Origin of the sequence: Stenotrophomonas sp. TWI1149, from assembly GCF_039673155.1 — a bacterium.
Lineage (GTDB): Bacteria > Pseudomonadota > Gammaproteobacteria > Xanthomonadales > Xanthomonadaceae > Stenotrophomonas > Stenotrophomonas maltophilia_AA.
Window position 1 is genome coordinate 57,648 of the sequence record NZ_JBDJLB010000001.1, and the last position, 18,539, is coordinate 76,186.

Here is an 18,539-nt window from a genome sequence, read left to right on the forward strand (position 1 = left end):
CCCTCCCCTTTGCTCGCGTTGTAGGTCCGCACCGCCTCGCGGCAATGCGCTCGCGGCCCCCTCCCAGGGTGCCTTGGCCCCATGGTAGACGGCGCACCGCAGCCTGCATCGACCTGCATACGTATTCATCGGCACGGCGGTCGGCAGGCGTGAGGGCGTCGCTATAGTCCCGGTGTGTTTTCGGCCACCTTGGGAGGGGAAATGCCGTCACTGTCGTATCCAACGGACGGGCGTTGCGCACGTCGTCGCCTGTCCCTGCTCGGCGGGATCCTCTGCGCGTTCAGCGCCACCGCGGTTGCCGAGCCGGTCATCGTGGCCAGCGTCGAGTCACCCGGCAAGGTGCTGCGCGTATCGCTGCAGCTGGACGGCGGCGCCCCCAGCTACCGGGTCGAACGCTTCGGCGAGGCCGTGGTGGACACCTCCAGGCTTGGCTTCCAGCTGCGTGATGGCCGGCTGGACCGTGATCTTGCCATCGTCAGCCAGCAGTCGCGCAGCGTCGATGAGACCTGGGAGCAGCCGTGGGGCGAGCGCCGGCTGACCCGCAATCACTTCAACGAAGTGGTCGTGCAGCTGGCCGAACGCAGCGGCGCCAAGCGTCGCATCGATGTGGTGTTCCGGGTCTATGACGACGGCCTGGGCTTTCGTTACCACTTCCCGCAACAGCCGGGCATGCGCGAGGCGATCATCGACGATGAGCTGACCGAGTTCGCGATCGCCCCGGCCTCCACCGCCTGGTGGATTCCGGCCGGTGAACCGATTCACTACGAGTATCTCTACCAGCGCACGCCGCTGGACCAGGTGCCGCTCGCACACACGCCGATGACGCTGCGCAGCCATGATGGCCTGCATGTTTCCATCCACGAAGCCGCGCTGGTGGACTACGCCGGCATGTGGCTGCGCCGCACCGAGGGCCAGCGCCTGCGCGCGCAGCTGTCGCCCTCGGCCGAGGGCTGGAAGGTGCGACGGAGCCTGCCGTTCGATACCCCGTGGCGCACGCTGCAGATCAGCGACACCGCCGGCGGACTGGTCGAGTCCAGCCTGATCCTCAACCTCAACGAGCCCAACGTGCTCGGCGACGTCAGCTGGGTGAAGCCCTCCAAGTACCTGGGCGTGTGGTGGTCGATGCACCTGGACGAGGAGAGCTGGGCGACCGGCCCGCGACATGCCGCGACCACGGCGAAAACCAAACGCGTGATCGATTACGCCGCCAGGCATGGATTCCGCGGCGTGCTGGTGGAAGGCTGGAATCCGGGCTGGGACGGCGACTGGGTGGGCAATGGTTATGCGTTCGACTTCACCCGGCCCACCCCCGATTTCGACATCGAAGCGCTGTCCGCCTACGGCGCGAAGAAGGGCGTGCACCTGATCGGCCACCACGAAACAGGGTGTGCGATCGAGCACTACGAAGATCAGCTTGGCGCGGCGCTGGACCTGTATGCGCGGCTGGGCGTGGATGCGTTCAAGAGCGGCTACGTCTGCGATGACGGCCAGGTTGACCGCCGCAACCCCGCCGGTGGGCCGCTGTGGCGCGAGTGGCATGACGGCCAGTTCATGGCCCGCCACCATCTCAAGGTCGTGCAGGAGGCGGCCAGACGGCACATCGCGGTGAACCCGCACGAGCCGATCAAGGACACCGGCCTGCGCCGCACCTACCCGAACTGGATCAGCCGCGAAGGCGCGCGTGGCATGGAGTACAACGCCTGGGGCCAGCCACCGAATCCGCCCGAGCACGAGGTCAATCTCGTCTTCACCCGGATGCTGTCCGGGCCGATGGACTACACCCCCGGCATCCTGAGCCTGAAGGGCCGAGGCGGCCAGGCGATTCCCAGCACGCTGGCCCGCCAGCTCGCCCTGTACGTGACGATCTACAGCCCGATCCAGATGGCGGCCGACCTGCCCGAGCACTACGAACAGCACCGTGAGGCCTTCCGCTTCATCGAAGACGTGGCAGTGGACTGGGACGATACCCGCGTGCTCAACGGCGAGGTGGGCGACTACGTGACCATCGTGCGCAGGGACCGCCACAGCCGCGACTGGTTCCTGGGCAGCATCACCGACGAACATGGGCGCGTGTTGCCGGTGTCACTGGGCTTCCTGGAACCGGGCGTGCGTTACCGCGCGGAAATCTACCGCGATGGAGACGGCGCCGATTTCCGCAGCAACCCGTTCGCCTTCGTGCGCGAAGTGCGGGAGGTAACCAGCGCCGATGCGCTGGTGCTCACCCTGGCGCCGGGTGGCGGGCAGGCGATCCGCTTCACCCCGTTGTAAGTCGCTCAGCCAGCGCCGGGTAGCGCCCGACCGTTGGTCGGGCGACGCACCCGGCGCCGACGCATCCGTGCGTGGATGCGGCATGCCGACCAACGGTCGGCACCTACCGGGCGCGCGTGCGTCGGTGCGGCTGCGATAACGCACCTGTAATCGCTTCCAACGCTGCAAACATCATTGAATACGTATGCAGGGTGATTCCCGCGGCGGGCGCGCTGCCTACCATAGCCACGCAGTCAACGGCCACCGCGCCATGACGCTCCCGGGTCCTCCGGGCAACCAAAAAATCGATTGGCAACATTGCCTGGGAGGGGAAAATGTTGAACCGCAAGCGCAGCGCGCTGAGTCTCGCGCTGGCCGTCGCCCTGACGCCGTTGATGGCGTCGGCGCAGACCGCCGAATCCAGTACCACCACCGCACCGACCGGCACCACGGCGACCAATCTGGACACCGTCCAGGTCACCGGCATCCGCCGCGGCATCGAGAACGCGATCGCCATCAAGCAGGACGCCACCTCGGTGGTCGAAGCGATCTCGGCCGAAGACATCGGCAAACTGCCCGACGTGAGCATCGCCGAATCGCTGGGCCGCCTGCCCGGCCTGGCCGCCCAGCGTGTCGCCGGCCGTGCCCAGGTGATCAGCGTGCGCGGCCTGTCCCCGGACTTCGCCACCACCCTGCTCAACGGGCGCGAAGTGGTCAGCACCGGTGACAACCGCAGCGTCGAGTTCGATCAGTACCCCTCGGAACTGGTCAACGGCGTGACCGTGTACAAGACCCCGGACGCGGCCCTGGTCGGCCAGGGCCTGTCCGGCACCATCGACATGCAGACCGTGCGTCCGCTGAGCTTTGCCGAGCGCGTGATCGCGATCAGCGGCCGCTACCAGAAGAGTTCGCTGGGCAAGGCCGCCAATGTCGACCCGTACGGCAACCGCTTCAGCGCCAGCTACATCGACCAGTTCCTCGACAACACGCTGGGCATCTCGATCGGCTACGCGCACAGCGACATGCCCATCCAGGAAAACCAGGTCGGCCTGTACGAACCGTGGACCACCGAACAGACCGACCAGGGCAACCGCCCCGGCCTGGCCCCGGGCACCGTGTTCTCCGACGGCATCAAGGCCCTGCGCCGCACCGGCAACAACGAGCGCGACGGCGTGATGGCGACCGTGCAGTTCCGCCCGTCGAATGTGTGGACCAGCACGCTGGATGCGTTCCATACCGAAGCCGAGCAGATCGATACCGCCAACCAGTTCGAGGTCAACCTCAGCAACTACAACGGCGGCTATACCCCGGGCCTGCTGATCACCAACCCGCAGATCAATGCCGATGGCACCTTCGCCGGCGGCGTGGCGACCGGCGTGTATCCGCTGGTGCGCGGCATGTACAACAAGCGCAAGGACAAGATCGACGCGTTCGGCTGGAACAACGAGTTCAACTTCGAGCGGGTCAAGGTCGTCGCCGACGTGAACTACTCCAAGGCCACGCGCAACGAACTGAATCTGGAAAACAACCTGCAGCTCACCCCGATGCCGCAGCTGGATTCGGTCGGCGTGGTGGTCAAGCCGGACGGGTTCTCGCAGATCCGCCCGGGCCTGGACTACGCCAACCCGGACGCGCTGTTCCTGACCAACACCATCTACGGCTCCGGCTACGGCAAGGTGCCGATGGTCGAAGACCGCCTGAAGGGTGCCCGTCTGCAGGCCACCTTCGCGATGCCCGATTCGCTGCCGTGGTTCTCCGACGTGGACGTGGGCGTGAACTACGCCGACCGCCGCAAGGACAAGACCCAGGCCGAGGGCAACATCCTGCTCGGCGACCAGGGCGATGCCAACATCGCCGGTGACCTGCAGTACGCACCGGTCAACCTGGGCTTCGCCGGCATCGGCTACATCCCCGCCTGGAACGTGCCGGCCGCCGTGGACCGCTACATGGTCTTCAATCCGGTCACCAACCTGGACTACCTGATTCCCAAGGCGTGGACGGTGCAGGAAAAGACCAGCACCGCCTGGATCCGCGCCAACATCAACACCGATCTCGGCGAAGTCGGCCTGCGCGGCAACATCGGTGTGCAGATGGTGCGCACCGACCAGAGTTCGCAGTCCAACTACTTCGACCGTTCGCGCCCCGATGGCCAGAACATCCTGCCGATCGATGACGGCAAGACCTACACCGATTGGCTGCCCAGCTTGAACCTGGCCTTCATGTTCCCGCACCAGCAGACGCTGCGCTTCGCCGTGGCCAAGCAGGTCGCACGCCCGCGCGTGGACCAGATGCGTGCGGGCCTGGAGTTCGGTGTGGACACCGCCACCGGCAAGCCGGGCGGCAGTGGCGGCAACCCGCTGCTGGATCCGTGGCGCGCCAACGCGATCGACCTGTCGTACGAGAAGTACTTCGGCGAGAAGGCCTACGTGGCCGCCGCGGTATTCTTCAAGGACCTGAAGTCCTACGTCTACACGCAGTCGCGCGATGACTACGATTTCAGCGACCTGCTGGCCAGCTACGTGCCGCCGCCGGGCATGATCGTCCCGGTCCTGCCGACCGGCACCTTCTCGGCCCCGCAGAACGGCCAGGGTGGCAAGCTGAAGGGCCTGGAGCTGACCGCCTCGTTCCCGCTGGACATGCTGACCGACAGCCTGCGTGGTTTCGGCGTGCAGGCCAGTGCGACCTTCAACGACAGCGACATCAAGATCCTGGACCCGGAGAGCGCGTCCAGCGTCGGCAGCGATCCGATCAGCCTGCCGGGCCTGTCCGAGCGCGTGTACAACTTCACGGCCTACTACGAGCGCAGTGGGTTCGAGGCACGCGTGAGCCAGCGTCGTCGTTCGGACTTCATCGGTGAGATCGGCAATTTCAACGGCAACCGGACGCTGCGTTATGTGGTCGGTGAGAACGTGACCGACGCGCAGGTCAGCTACACCTTCGCCGACAGCAGCAGCCTGCATGGGCTGACGCTGTTGCTGCAGGGAAGCAACCTGACCAACGAGCCGTACCGCACGTACGCCGGCACGAAGGACCGCCCGCTGGAATACGTGGAATGGGGCCGCACCTACATGCTGGGCGTGAACTACAAGTTCTGATTGGGCCTGCATCAGCGGCCTGGTGGCAATATCGAAAACCCAAGGAACCCGCTGCTTATGCAGCGGGTTTTTTGTTGGCTTTTCTCTCAGTGTAGAAGCTGTAGTGCGGGTGCAGAAGCAGCAGCGCTGGCCTTCCATGGGCTGGTCGGGGGTGTGGGGGTTCGCGGGACGCGACGTAAACCCATCCATGGGGGCTCGTGAGCCGCATCCATGCGGCACAACGGTCCCGCCAACCCCCACACCCCCGCCCTTCGACACTTGGCTGGTGGCCATGGAAAGGCAGGGAAAGGCAACGTAACCAGCATCGAGCAGGGCATCTGCCGCTTACCGGATCTCGACTATTTCGAGCAGCTCGACTCATTCAACCATGCCAACTACCTCGAGCGTCCCGATCGCTTTGACCGTTCAGACAGCTCCGATCAGACCCATCACTGTCATCGCGCCGGATGTTCGAATCATTGCGCACGCTCCAACCACATCAACGGCTATGATCGTCGCAACAACTCTAGAGTCTCGATCCAGGTCCCCGAAGACTGCGCAGCCTGCCTGAGCCACCGCGGAAGCGCGCTTTTCCCTTCCGCACCAGCACATTGTCAAAGGGCGGGCACGGGTGGGTTGGCGGGACCATGAGCGCCATGGATGGCGCGACATGAGCCTTATCTGTTCGGAATCTGGCAGCTTAGGTGCCGAGAGCCGGCGTGGGCCGCCGTACGAGCCTGGATCTGAGCGATCGCCATGTAGCTTGGCGCCCACGCCGGAATCTCCCTTGATCCGCCCGAACAGTTGCTGGAGCTGGCACTCGAAGCGATAAGACTGGGCAAGCGGGGGAGCTCTCGACCCTTCCAGACTATACGGAGTCGGGCGATGAACGGGATCGGGATTGATGTAAGCAAGCGCCAGCTGGATGTCGGCACGACGGACAGAGAGACCCTGCAGGTCAGCAATAGCCCCTCTGGCTTTGTTGAATTGGACGCCTGGCTGAAGAAACGCCCAGCGATCCAGATCGTGCTGGAGGCCACCGGCGGATATGAGCAGCCCGTGCTGGATTTCCTGCACAAGGCAGGCCATCGGGTGGTGCGCGCCAATGCCTTTCGGGCGCGGAAACTAGCTCAGGGGCTGGGTCAAATAGCCAAGACAGACCGCTTGGATGCCTATGCATTGGCACAGATGGCCGCGCTGGTGACACTGCCGGCCTACCAGCCACTAGAGCCTTGGCAGCAGAAACTGCGGGAATTTGTGCGGGCACGTCGACAGATGATGCAGGCCCTGACCGTAGCGCGACAGCAGCAGGAAATGGTGCGTGATCGTGAATTGCGACGGCTTTTGCAGACCAACATCACCCGCTTGCAGACACTGGTAGAACGCCTGGGAAAGCAGATTGCCGAGCAAGTCGCTCAACAGCCCCAGCTCACGATTCTGAAGTCGATGAAGGGCGTGGGACCGGGGCTACAGGCGGTGCTGGCCAGCTATCTGCCTGAGCTGGGCCAGATCAGTGGCAAGGCCATCGCCAGCCTGGTTGGCGTGGCACCGATGTCCCACGACAGCGGGACGATACGCGGAAAACGAAGCATCCACGGCGGTCGAGCCGAGATCCGTCAGGTGCTTTACATGGCCAGCATGTCGGCGCTGCAGCACGAACCTCGATTACGAGACTTTTACCGGTCGCTGCGGGCTCGCGGCAAGGAGGGCAAAGTGGCGATCGTGGCGGTAATGCGGAAGATGCTGGTGATCCTCAACGCCCGCGTGCGCGACGCTCAAAGCGGACCAATCCCGGCCTGAAGCGCGCACGGGCACATCTCCAAAGGCTGCCGGCCAGCGGCCGGCACTACCGCGTCCGTCTACTGGAGGGACCGAAGTCCCTCCAGCAACACAGTTGCTACATGGACGTACTTGCGGCGGGTCCCGCCAACCCACCCGTGCCCGCCCAAACCGCGACAAGCGCGGCCCCAAGCGCCGTTGCCGTTGCCGTTGCCGCTGCGATTGACGCACTCCAACGCACGAGCGCAAAACAAAAAAAGGGCGAGGCACTCGGCCCCGCCCTCTCAATACCACCGGAAATCGAATCAGCCGCGTCGCGCGCAATACATCGACTGCGCAGGCAACACCAGCTCGCCATCCACCACCTCGCCCACATCCGGACCCGGCACATGCATCGCCTGCCACGCCCCCGCCGGCAGCGACACCTGAGCGCGCTCAGCCGACAGATTGAACGCCAACAGCAACGTCTCCTCGCCGTGCACCCGCTCGAACATCAACACCGGCTCGGCCGAATCCAGGAAACGGATCTCCCCCACCAACAGCGTCGGCATCGTCCGCCGCCACGCCAGGAACTGACGGAACGCGTTCAACACCGACTGCGGATCATGTTCCTGCGTCGCCACCGACGCAGCCTGATGCTCCGCCGGAATCGGCAACCACGGCTCACCGGTCGTGAACCCCGCCTTCGGCGCATCGAGCCACGGCATCGGCGTGCGGCAGCCATCGCGGCCCTTGAAGTTCGGCCAGAAGGTGATCCCATACGGATCCTGCAGCGCCTCGAAGGGCACATCCGCCTCGCCCAGCCCCAGCTCCTCGCCCTGGTACAGACAGATCGAACCGCGCAGCGAACACAGCATCGCCACCAGCAACCGCGCCAGGCGCGGTTGCGCCGGGTGCCCGCCCCAGCGCGTCACCGCGCGCTCCACGTCGTGGTTGGAGATCGCCCAGCACGGCCAGCCTTCGGTCATCGTCGCTTCCAGCCGCGACACCGTGTCGCGGATGTAACCGGCGCTGAAGTCCTTCACCAGCAGCTCGAAGCTGTAGCCCATGTGCAGGCGGCCCGGCGCGGTGTATTCGGCCGTGGTCGCCAGCGAATCTTCCGCGGAAATCTCGCCCAGGCTGACCGATCCCGCGTACTCATCCAGCAGCACGCGCAGCCGCTCGATGAAGCCGATGTTCTCCGGCTGCGTGTTGTTGTAGTAGTGGTACTGGTAAGCGTACGGGTTGTCCGCGCTGAAGCCACGGCCCAGGCGCTTCTCCAGCGGCTTGGCCGGGTTGTCGCGCAACTGGGCGTCGTGGAAGCAGAAATTGATGGAATCCAGCCGGAAGCCATCCACCCCACGGTCCAGCCAGAACCGCACGTAATCCAGCGTGGCCTGCTGCACCGCCGGGTTGTGGAAGTTCAGGTCGGGCTGGTCGGCCAGGAAGTTGTGCAGGAAATACTGCTCGCGGCGCGGCTCCCACTGCCAGGCCACGCCCCCAAAGATCGACATCCAGTTGTTGGGCGGGGTGCCGTCCTCGCGCGGATCGGCCCACACGTACCAGTCCGCCTTGGGATTGGTGCGGTCCTGCCGGCTCTCCTGGAACCAGGCATGGTCGATCGAGGTATGGCTGAACACCTGGTCGATCATCACCTTCAGGCCCCGCGCATGGGCCTCGGCCAGCAGCCGGTCGAAATCGGCGAGCGTGCCGAACATCGGATCGACGTCGCGGTGGTCGGCGATGTCATAGCCGAAGTCGGCCATCGGCGATTTGAAGAACGGCGAGACCCAGATCGCGTCGACGCCGAGCGCGGCGACATAGTCCAGGCGTTCGATGATGCCGGGCAGGTCGCCCACGCCATCGCCGTCGGCGTCCAGGAAACTGCGCGGGTAGATCTGATAGATGACGGCACCGCGCCACCATGGAGACTGCGACATTGGGGCCCCCCTTCGGGCTTCCACGGCACCCGCGAGCGGGGCCAGAAACGAACCCGACAAGCTTAGCTGCGCGCCTCCGGTGGTGGGGTTGCTTGCATACGTATTCACGCCGGGCGGGGCACCTCCGGGCGCAACTGCCCCCCGTGATGCGGCCGCCCGTCGCGCGCGGGACGGCGTGGCGGCGCCCCGGATCGGCACGGTTCCGTCCCGTCCGCCTGCGGCCGTCCCCATCGATCCAGCGCCCCGGCACGTCTTCGCGGGCGGAATACGACGGCACCGCCTATAATTCCACCCAAGCCTGAAAGTCAGACCGCATGACCATCACCGAAGACACCCGCCCCGCGCTGGGCCTGCCCCAGATCCAGACGCTCGCCGCGCCCGACATGGACGCCGTCGATGCGCTGATTCGTCGCCGACTGTCCTCGGATGTCGTGCTGATCAACCAGATCGCCGACCACATCATCTCGGCAGGCGGCAAGCGCCTGCGGCCGATGCTGGTGATGCTGGCTGGCCACGCGGTCGGCCAGGCCGGACCCGAACACCACCAGCTGGCGGCGATCATCGAGTTCATCCACACCTCGACCCTGCTGCACGACGACGTGGTGGACGAATCCAGCCTGCGGCGCGGCCGCAGCACCGCCAATGCGCTGTGGGGCAACGCCCCGAGCGTGCTGGTCGGCGATTTCCTCTACTCGCGCAGCTTCCAGCTGATGGTCGAGCTGGACCGCATGCCGGTCATGCGCATCCTCGCCGACACCACCAACCGGATCGCCGAGGGTGAGGTGCTGCAGCTGCTGCACGTCCACAACCCGGATACCGACGAGGCCGCCTACCTGCGCGTGATCGAGCGCAAGACCGCGGTGCTGTTCGCCGCGGGCACCCGTCTGGGCGCCCTGGCCAGTGGCGTCGATGAGGCCACCCAGCAGGCGCTGTACGACTACGGCATGCACCTGGGCTACGCCTTCCAGATCGCCGACGACGTGCTGGACTACTCGGCCAATGCCGATGAGCTGGGCAAGAACCTGGGCGACGACCTCGCCGAGGGCAAGGCCACCCTGCCGCTGATCCACGCGATGGCGCACTCGGATGCGACCACCCGCGAGCGCCTGCGCGAGATCGTGCAGAACGGCGATGCGACGGCGATGCCGGAAGTCCTGGCCGCCATCCACGCCACCGGCGGGCTGGACTACAGCCGCGCCCGTGCCGAGGAATACGCCGACGCCGCCGAGCGTGCGCTCGACGGCCTGGCCGACAACGATGCGGTCGCCGCCCTGCGCGGGCTTGCCCGTTACGCGGTACAGCGCTCGCATTGATTGGAAGCGTGCCGACCCCCGGTCGGCACCTACCGGGCGGATCGGCATTGACGCGCGCATTCCGGTAGTGCCGGCCGCTGGCCGGCTCCGCAGGGCTGCCGGCCAGCGGCCGGCACTACCCACCGAGCGCTGGCCGATACCCCGCGTCTCATTACGTCTCAGCGCTTCTCGAACCGCTCGTCGAAGAACTCATCCAGTGCCTTCCACGCGCGCTTGGCCGCACGCGGGTTGTACACGCAGCCCGGCGGGCTGTTGGCGTCCGATTCGGCGAAGCAGTGCACCGCGCCGCTGTAATTGGTGAATTCCCAGTCGATCTTGGCCGCGTTCATTTCCTCCTCGAAGCTGGCGATGTCATCCTTGCTCACGCTCTTGTCGTCGGCGCCATTGAGCACCAGCACGGACGGATGCGTGCCACCGGCCTTGGCCGGCAGCGGCGAGCCCAGCCCGCCATGCAGGCTGACCACACCGGCCAGCGGCGCACCGGCGCGCGCCATCTCGAGCACGGTCGTGCCGCCGAAGCAGAAGCCGACCGCGCCGATCCGGCTGGCATCCAGCGGCGCCTTCCCTGCCTGGGCCTTGAGCACCTCGATCGCCTTCAGCGCACGCGCCCGCAGCACCGGACGGTCATTGCGCAGCTTGGTCGCCACCGGCCCGGCCTCGGCATCGGTCTTCGGGCGCACGCCCTTGCCGTACACATCGGCGACCAGCACCACGTAGTCGTCGCCAGCCAGCTGCTTGGCCTTGGCGATGGCCGAGTCGTTGACGCCCTTCCAGTTGGGCACCATCACCAGCCCCGGACGCTTGTCGTTGTCACCGTCGTCGTAGACCAGCACGCCGCTGAAGGTGGTGCCATCCTGGGTCCACTCCACCGGCTTGGCCTGCATCGCCGCCAGCGCGGGCAGCGCCGTCATCCCCAACAGCACCGCCGCACCCCACCGCCATTGCCTGTTCATGCGTCTGCTCCCGACAGAAAGAGCCCCGAGTGTATGACGGCCGGTTGACGGGACCGTGTAGAAGCGCCCGGTCCGCGTGCCCGCCGTGATCCGGCAGGCGGGCCGCGCCCGAGGTACGCAGCGCCTCATCTGAATTAACCACCTCCGTCCCTGTTATGGCAGGCTGGCCGGCCCTGTTTACGGAACACTTCATGAGTCTTGTCGACCGCTTCCTGTCCGGCCTGGTGCCGCGCCTGCCCGAAGACGATGCGCGGATGTGGGCCTGGGTCGAGGGCGCCAGTGCAGCCGATCTGCAGCGCCTGCGCGAGCGCTGGCCGCAGGTGCCCGAGAGCCTGCTCGCACTGCTGGCGCGGGTCGATGGCGCGCATTTCCGCGCCTACCCGGGTGGCGAGGTCGTGGTGCTGATGCTGGGCTCGGACGTCGAAGAAGGGCATTACCCCTACTACCTGCGCTCGGTGGAACAGGTGTTCGAGGACAGCGCGCAGTGGGATGACAGCATCCGCTCGATCTACGAGGAATGGCTGGAGGAAGACCCCGAGATTCTCGGCGACGGCATCGATGCCGACCTGCCGATGGGCAAACGCCTGTGCTTCTCGCACTGCATGAACAACGGCGGCAGCTCGATGCTGTACCTGGATTTCGATCCCGCCCCCGGTGGCACGGTCGGCCAGGTGGTGCGCTATCTGCACGACCCCGACAGCTACCGGGTGATCGCGCCGAGCTTCGATGCGTACCTGCAGCATCTCATCGAAAACGACTACGCCTTCATCGATGAGGAAGAGGTCTGACGTGACTCAGGCGATCCCGATCCCCGGGATCGCAGTGATCTGGTCCGGATCGAAGCCGGCCAGTTCAGCGAAGTGGCGGCCACGGGCGACGTAGTCGCGGTATACGCCATAGCTCGGCGCGCCCGGCGACAGCAGCACGACCCCACCCTGCCCGCCCAGCGCCTTGCCGGCCAGCTCCATGGCCTCGGGCAGGTCGGCAGCGGCATGCAGCCCGAAGCGGCCGGCATCGGCCAGCGGCTGCAGCAGCGCGTGGATGCGTGGCCCGTTGGCCCCCATCGTGACGATCTCCACCGGCGGCACGTCGTGCGCCATGTGCGCGACGAAGTCCTGCCAATCCAGACCACGATCATGTCCGCCGACCAGCAGCGCGATGCGACGCCCGGCGAAGCACTCCAGTGCGGCCAGGCTCGCGTGCGGCGTGGTGCTGATCGAATCGTTGACGAAGGTGATGCCGTCGCGCATGCCGATCGTCTGCAGGCGGTTCGGCAGCGGGCGGAAATCCTGCACCGCCGGCGCCAGCCCCACCGCGTCCAGGCCCAAGGCCTCGATCGCCGCCAGCACCGCGCACAGATTGCCGCGGTTGTGCCGGCCCGGCAGCGGCGTATGTGAGGTGTCGAACACCGCCTGCTCACCGCGATGCACGACATCGCCACGCATATGCCAGCCCTGCGGCTGGTTGAACCAGATGACCTCGCTCTCCGGCAGCGACAACCCAGCCAGGTGCGGGTCGGCGGCATTGAGCACCGCGATCCGCGGCGCGGCCTCGGTGACCAGCCGCAGCTTGTCCTCGATGTAGCGTGCCTCGCTGCCGTGCCAGTCCAGGTGCTCGGGGAACAGGTTCAGCACGATGGCGACCTGCGGGTGCGCGCCACTGCGCGCGACCTCGCCGGTCTGGTAGCTGGAGAGCTCCACCGCCCAGTACCGCGGCACCGGCTGCGGGTCCAGCACTTCCAGCAGCGGTAGGCCGATGTTGCCGATCAGCCCGGTGCGCGCGCCCGAGGCACGCAGCAGATGCGCCAGCAGCGCGGTGGTGGTGCTCTTGCCCTTGGTACCGGTCACGCACACGGTGTCGTGCACGATGCCGTCGGCGGCGGCCTGGTCGGCGAACCACAACGAGGTGCCGCCGATGAACTGCGTGCCCTGCGCCGTGGCGTGCAACGCAGCTTCGCCATACGGGCTGATGCCCGGCGACTTGATCACCACCTCGAACGCGGCCAGTGCCTCGCCGGTGACATCCGAACGGACCGTCAGCGCGCCGTGGGTTTCCCCGTGCGCGCCGGCGGCCTCGGCCTCCGGGCAGAACAAGGTCAGCGGCAGCGACGGCAGCCGCTGCTGCAGGACGCGGAACGCCGCGCGTCCCTCACGTCCCCATCCCCACAACGCAACGCGCTTGCCCTCAAGCTGCGAAATTCGCACGCAGACGCTCCCAGATCGCCGGCGGGATGCGGTGTTCGCCTTCCAGCGCCAGCAGCGGCTCGATCTGCAGTTCGGTGGCATCCAGCTGCGGGCGAATCTCGTGGACGAAGCGCTTCACCAGCGCGTCTTCATTCCATTCCGGGCGCGCGGCCAGGGTCGCCATCGCGGCGCGCGATTCGCGGCCTTCGCCCACGCACTCGAACGGTTTGTGGTCCTGGAATTCCAGAAGTGCATCGAAGCCCGGGGCCTGCTCGATGTCGTCGAGTAGGTTGCGGCCGAAGATGCCGACCAGGCGCATCTTCGGCATGAACGGGGCCAGCGCCAGGAACACGAAGTGGCACTTCGGGCAGACGCCGCACCAGCGGTTCACCGGGCGCTCGCCCAGGATGTGGAAATTGCGGTTGCAGCTGGAGAAATGCGCGTCGTAGACATCGCTCTTGGCGAACTGACGCGCCACTGCCAGCTCCGAGAGCGGGCGCAGCAGCGAGTAATAGTGCAGGTCCGCGGCGACGTGCCGTTCCAGATGCTCGCCGAAGGCCTGCTCGAACGCCCAGCCCTTCGACCACTGGTGATTGACCTCGCCCGTGCCCGGAATCTGGCTGCCATAACTGGCCGAGCGCTCGTTGGAGAACACCACCTGGTCCACGCCCTGCAGCAGCGCGGCCAGCACCATGATCGCCGAGTTCACCGCGGTGACCGGGATATGACCGTTCCAGGCCCCCTGGCGGTTGAGCTCGAACAACTCCGGGGCCAGCGTGCGGCCGATGTTGAGGATCGGCAGGCCGGTGCGCTCGGCGCAGGCACGGATCAGCTGCGAGCCGCCGATCCACGTGACCGTTTCGGCGATGCCCAGGCTGCGCAGCGCTTCGATGCTGACCAGCGAATCCTTGCCGCCGCCGATGGCGACCAGCGCGTGTTCGCGCAGGCCCAGCGCCGGCGCAGCGAAGGCCTCGCCCTCCACCGGCAGGCGGAAGCGGCCACGCAGGTTCAGGCCATTGCGGTAGGCGAATTCGCCCAGGCCGTTGAGGTACACGGTCTCGACCAGCGCCGCGGTCGCCGCATCGATCGTGTAGCTGTCGATGCGCACCTGCTCGGGCACGCCGGCCTTGTAGTAGCTCACGCCGGCGATCAGGTGCAGCAGGCGCAGGGCGCGCTGCACCGCCTCGGCACGGTCACCCTCGAGCACGAACGGCGCGCCCGGGATGGTCACCGTCTCGATCAGCTCCGGGCCGTCATCGAAGGCGTAGACCAGCTGCGCCACGCCGGTATCCGCAGCGAATTCGCAGCGGACGAAGCGGAAGACGGCAACCTGGTGTTTATCAAAAGCAGTCATGGTGTATCCGGTTTGGAAGGCGGCTGGCAGCACTCAAGGACCCTCATCGATGACGTCCTCGCGCGGCAGCTCGCGCTGGTTGTAGGTGTTGGCCATGACGTAGCCGTACGCGCCCGCGTCGGCGATCAGCATCACATCCTCCGGCGCGGTCGAGGCCGGCAGGCGGCGGCGCTTGCCGAACACATCGCTGGATTCGCAGATCGGTCCGACCACATCGAACATCGCTTCGGAGTAGCCGCTCAGGCGGCTCAGGTTCTCGATGTCATGCCAGGCGTCGTACAGGGCCGGACGCATCAGGGTGTTCATGCCCGCATCCAGTCCGACACGGCGGATGCCGTCCTTCTCGACCACCTGGGTGGCCCGCGCCAGCAGCACGCCGGACTCGGCCACCAGGTAACGACCCGGCTCGATCGCCAGCCGGAACGCGGGATGCACTGCCTTCACTTCGGCCAGGCCAACGGCCCAGGCCTCCAGATCGAACGGCTCGTCATCGGCGCTGTACGGGATCGGCAGGCCACCGCCGATGTCGATGGTCTCGACGCTGCCGATGCGGCGGGCGAACCCGGCCAGTTCATCGCACATCAGGCGCCAGTGCTGTGCGGTTTCCACGCCGCTGCCCAGGTGCGCATGCAGGCCGACCACGCGGGTGCCCAGCTCGCCGGCGATGCGCACGAACTCATCCACGCGGGCGATCGGCAGGCCGAACTTGGAGTCCTTGCCACCGGTGCGGACCTTGGCATGGTGGCCTTCGCCACGGCCCAGGTCCACGCGCAGCCACAACTCGCGGTTGCTGAACAGTTCCGGCCAGCGCTGCAGGGCTTCCACGTTGTCCAAGGTGACGGTCACCCCCAGCGCGAACGCGGCATCGTACTCGGCGTGCGGCGCGAAGCTGGGGGTGAACAGCACGCGCTTGGGCGACAGCGTCGGCAGCGTGTTGAACACGTGCTTGAGCTCGCCGTGCGAGACGCACTCCAGGCCGAAGCCTTCCTGCTCCAGCACTTCCAGGATGGCCGGATGCGAGTTGGCCTTGATCGCGTAATAGCGCTGGTCGATCGCCTTGATCGCGTTCAGCGCGCGCGCACGCGCCCGCACCGTGGCCAGGTTGTAGACGTAACGCGGCGTGCCGGCCTGGGCGAGGGTCAGCAGGTGCTCGCGCTGGCCGCGCCACCAGGCGGTTTCGCGCGGGCGGATGGTGCCCGCGATTTCACGCCAGCGCGGGCCGAACACTTCGCCCTCTTCCACCGGCATCGCGCCGCTGTCGATCAGCTCGGCGTGCAGGATCGGCAGTAGCCCATCCGCATCGGCCTCGTCGATGACGAAGGTCAGGTTCAAGTCGTTGGACGACTGCGAAATCATGTGCACGCGTTCGCGGCCGAAGGTGGCCCACACGTCCGAGAGCTTGTGCAGCATCGAGCGCATGCCGCGGCCGACCAGGGTGATCGCCGCGCACGGCACGATGATCTTGACCTTGCAGATCTGCGACAGGTCGGCCGACAGCGCGGCCAGCACATCGGTGCTGACCAGGTTTTCGGACGGATCCAGCGAGACGGTCACGTTGGTTTCGGCCGAACCGATCAGGTCGACGGAGAGGCCATGCTTCTTGAACAGCCCGAAGACGTCGGCGAGGAAGCCGACCTGCTGCCACATGCCGATACCTTCCATCGAGACCAGCACGATGCCGTTGCGGCGGCTGATCGCCTTCACGCCCGGCACCGCCGCGGCGTTGCCATCGATGCTGGTGCCCGGCAGCTCGGGGCGTTCGGTATCCAGGATCGCCATCGGCACGCCGGCATCGCGGCACGGCTTGATCGAGCGCGGGTGCAGCACCTTGGCGCCGGTGGTCGCGATTTCCTGCGCTTCGTAATAGTCCAGGCGGGTCAGCAGGCGCGCATCGGGCACGTCCTTCGGGTTGGCGCTGAACATGCCCGGCACATCGGTCCAGATCTCCACGCGGCTCGCGCCGAGCAGTGCACCGAAGTACGCCGCGGACGTATCCGAACCACCGCGACCGAGGATGGCGGTGCCACCATCGGCATGACGGGAAATGAAGCCCTGGGTGATCAGCATGCGGGTCGGCTGGGCGCGGAAACGCGTGGCCCAGTCGGTCTCGGCACGCCACTGGCAATTCACCGACAGGCGCTGCGACCACTCGCTCTGGCTGGGCTGCGGCGGCAGCGCATCAAGCCATTCGCGCGCGTCCATCCAGCCGAAATCCAGGCCGCTGGCACGCAGGTAGGCGGCGCCAACGGTCGAGGACAGCAGCTCGCCCTGGCCCAGCACCTCGGCCTGCCACTCCAACGGCCGGCCGGCGGCGCGCGGATCGTCCAGCAGCCCGGAAAGCGCGGCCAGGCGGACATCCAGCGCGGCGGCGTCCAGCTCGAGCTCGGTCAGGAATTCACGGTGGCGCGCGACCAGCGCGGCGACGCGGTCGCGGCTGTCGGCGGCGCCATCGGCGATCGCGGTGAGTTCATTGGTCACCCCGGACAACGCCGACACCACCACCAGCACGCGCGAGCCCGTCTCTTCCGCCCGTTTTTTCGCCAGTTTGCCGATGGTGTCCCAGCGGTGACGACGCGACACGGAGGTGCCGCCGAACTTCAGTACGATCCAGCGATCGACAAGGGGGGAAGCTGACATGGAGGTGGAGGTTTGGGTAGTGAGGGGGATCGCCCGGCACGCCGGGCCGAACCCCCGATTCTATGCCAAGCCTGGCCGTTGCAGGGCCCGGGCGGCCCAGGCGGGCCGGATTTGTGCCGACACCGGTCCACGCGCCGCCGTACACGGCCCGGGAGGCGGCGCCGGTTGGTAAGCTGCCCGCCCGTTTTCGTCGAGCGTACCGCCATGACCTCCCGTCGTTTCCTGCAGCTGGATGTGTTCTCGCCCTACCCCGGCGCCGGCAACCCGTTGGCCGTGGTGCTCGATGCGCAGGGCCTGGACGAGGCGGCGATGCAGGCCATCGCCCGCTGGACCCGGCTGCCCGAGACCACCTTCGTGTTCCCACCGCAGGCCCCGGGCGCCAGCTACGGCATCCGCATGTTCAGTCCGCAGAAGGAAGTGCCGTTCGCCGGCCATCCCAGCGTGGGCACCGCCCATGCGGTGCTGGAACTGGGCCTGGCCGCGCCGGTGGAGGGCGTGCTGATCCAGGACGGCATCGCCGGGGCCCTGCCGCTGCGCGTGGACGGCACCGGTGAGGCCCGCACCATCGCAATCCGCACCCCGCGCGCCGCCGTGGCCGAAGTGACCACCGCCGCCGATCCCCGCCTGCAGGCCGTCCTGGCCGGTTGGCCGCTGGGCAGCCTGCCGCCGGCGCGCATGGCCGGTGGCCGCAGCTGGTGGGTAGTGGAACTGGCTGACGAAGCCGCCCTGCGCGCGCTCACCCCCGACTGGGACGCCGTGGCAACGCTGGCCGAGGCGACCGACAGCATGGGTGTGTTCGCTTATGCGCGCAGCCAGGGCCAGGCCTGGGATCTCGCGGTCCGCGCCTTCGTCGGCAATGGCCGTCGCTTTGAAGATGCCGCCTCCGGTGCGGCCAATGCCGTGCTCGCCGCCTGGCTGGACAGCCGCGACGCGCTGCCGGGTACCGCGCACGGGTACGTGGTCAGCCAGGGCCGGGAAGTCGGCCACGATGCGCGCCTGACCCTGCGCATCGATGACCATGGTGACGTCTGGTCCGGCGGCCAGGTGCAGACCGTCATCCGCGGCACGCTGGACTGGTAA

The 18,539-nt window shown here is 67.0% G+C and carries 11 protein-coding genes; 6 read left to right on the forward strand and 5 right to left on the reverse strand.

Going from position 1 to position 18,539, the window contains the following annotated elements; translation table 11 throughout:
* Window positions 1–201 precede the first annotated feature (201 nt).
* From ABE424_RS00275 to ABE424_RS00285, 3 genes are all read left to right on the forward strand, one after another.
* Window positions 202–2,268, forward strand: a complete 2,067-nt coding sequence (locus tag ABE424_RS00275) for a glycoside hydrolase family 97 protein (protein WP_346492752.1) — start codon at window positions 202–204, stop codon at window positions 2,266–2,268.
* 314 nt (window positions 2,269–2,582) lie between these two features.
* Window positions 2,583–5,342: a TonB-dependent receptor gene (locus ABE424_RS00280; protein WP_346492751.1), complete on the forward strand. Its 2,760-nt coding sequence runs from the start codon at window positions 2,583–2,585 to the stop codon at window positions 5,340–5,342.
* Between the two features lie 864 nt (window positions 5,343–6,206).
* Complete coding sequence (locus ABE424_RS00285; protein WP_346501810.1) at window positions 6,207–7,121, forward strand: IS110 family transposase; 915 nt, start codon at window positions 6,207–6,209, stop codon at window positions 7,119–7,121.
* 284 nt (window positions 7,122–7,405) lie between these two features.
* On the opposite strand, the gene ABE424_RS00290 is transcribed toward ABE424_RS00285, so the two are convergent.
* Window positions 7,406–9,019, reverse strand: coding sequence for an alpha-glucosidase family protein (locus ABE424_RS00290; RefSeq protein ID WP_346492926.1), 1,614 nt, complete (start codon window positions 9,017–9,019; stop codon window positions 7,406–7,408).
* A 314-nt stretch (window positions 9,020–9,333) separates the two neighbouring features.
* Here ABE424_RS00290 and ABE424_RS00295 point away from each other — a divergent pair, with 314 nt between their 5' ends.
* Window positions 9,334–10,332 carry a polyprenyl synthetase family protein gene (locus ABE424_RS00295; RefSeq protein WP_176990793.1) on the forward strand — a complete coding sequence of 333 codons (999 nt, stop codon included), beginning with the start codon at window positions 9,334–9,336 and terminating at the stop codon, window positions 10,330–10,332.
* 158 nt (window positions 10,333–10,490) lie between these two features.
* Here ABE424_RS00295 and ABE424_RS00300 read toward each other — a convergent pair whose 3' ends face one another.
* A complete protein-coding gene (locus ABE424_RS00300) occupies window positions 10,491–11,285 on the reverse strand; it encodes a dienelactone hydrolase family protein (RefSeq protein ID WP_346492516.1) in 795 nt (264 codons plus the stop codon).
* 191 nt (window positions 11,286–11,476) lie between these two features.
* On the opposite strand from ABE424_RS00300, the gene ABE424_RS00305 reads away from it, so the two are divergent.
* The gene (locus ABE424_RS00305) at window positions 11,477–12,073 is read left to right on the forward strand and encodes an SMI1/KNR4 family protein (protein WP_346492517.1); all 597 of its coding nucleotides are present in this window, start codon (window positions 11,477–11,479) and stop codon (window positions 12,071–12,073) included.
* Between the two features lie 6 nt (window positions 12,074–12,079).
* Here the strand turns inward: ABE424_RS00305 and murD are convergent, their stop codons facing one another.
* The 3 genes from murD to ABE424_RS00320 are packed head-to-tail and all read right to left on the reverse strand — an operon-like array spanning window position 12,080 to window position 17,459.
* Window positions 12,080–13,489: a UDP-N-acetylmuramoyl-L-alanine--D-glutamate ligase gene (murD, locus tag ABE424_RS00310; protein WP_346492518.1), complete on the reverse strand. Its 1,410-nt coding sequence runs from the start codon at window positions 13,487–13,489 to the stop codon at window positions 12,080–12,082.
* Window positions 13,470–14,822, reverse strand: a complete 1,353-nt coding sequence (gene murL, locus ABE424_RS00315; protein WP_346492519.1) for a UDP-N-acetyl-alpha-D-muramoyl-L-alanyl-L-glutamate epimerase — start codon at window positions 14,820–14,822, stop codon at window positions 13,470–13,472. The genes murD and murL overlap by 20 nt, the downstream gene beginning before the upstream one ends.
* Window positions 14,823–14,855: 33 nt before the next feature.
* Window positions 14,856–17,459 carry a bifunctional aspartate kinase/diaminopimelate decarboxylase gene (locus ABE424_RS00320; protein ID WP_346492520.1) on the reverse strand — a complete coding sequence of 868 codons (2,604 nt, stop codon included), beginning with the start codon at window positions 17,457–17,459 and terminating at the stop codon, window positions 14,856–14,858.
* Between the two features lie 204 nt (window positions 17,460–17,663).
* Here ABE424_RS00320 and ABE424_RS00325 point away from each other — a divergent pair, with 204 nt between their 5' ends.
* The gene (locus ABE424_RS00325; RefSeq protein ID WP_346492521.1) at window positions 17,664–18,539 is read left to right on the forward strand and encodes a PhzF family phenazine biosynthesis protein; all 876 of its coding nucleotides are present in this window, start codon (window positions 17,664–17,666) and stop codon (window positions 18,537–18,539) included.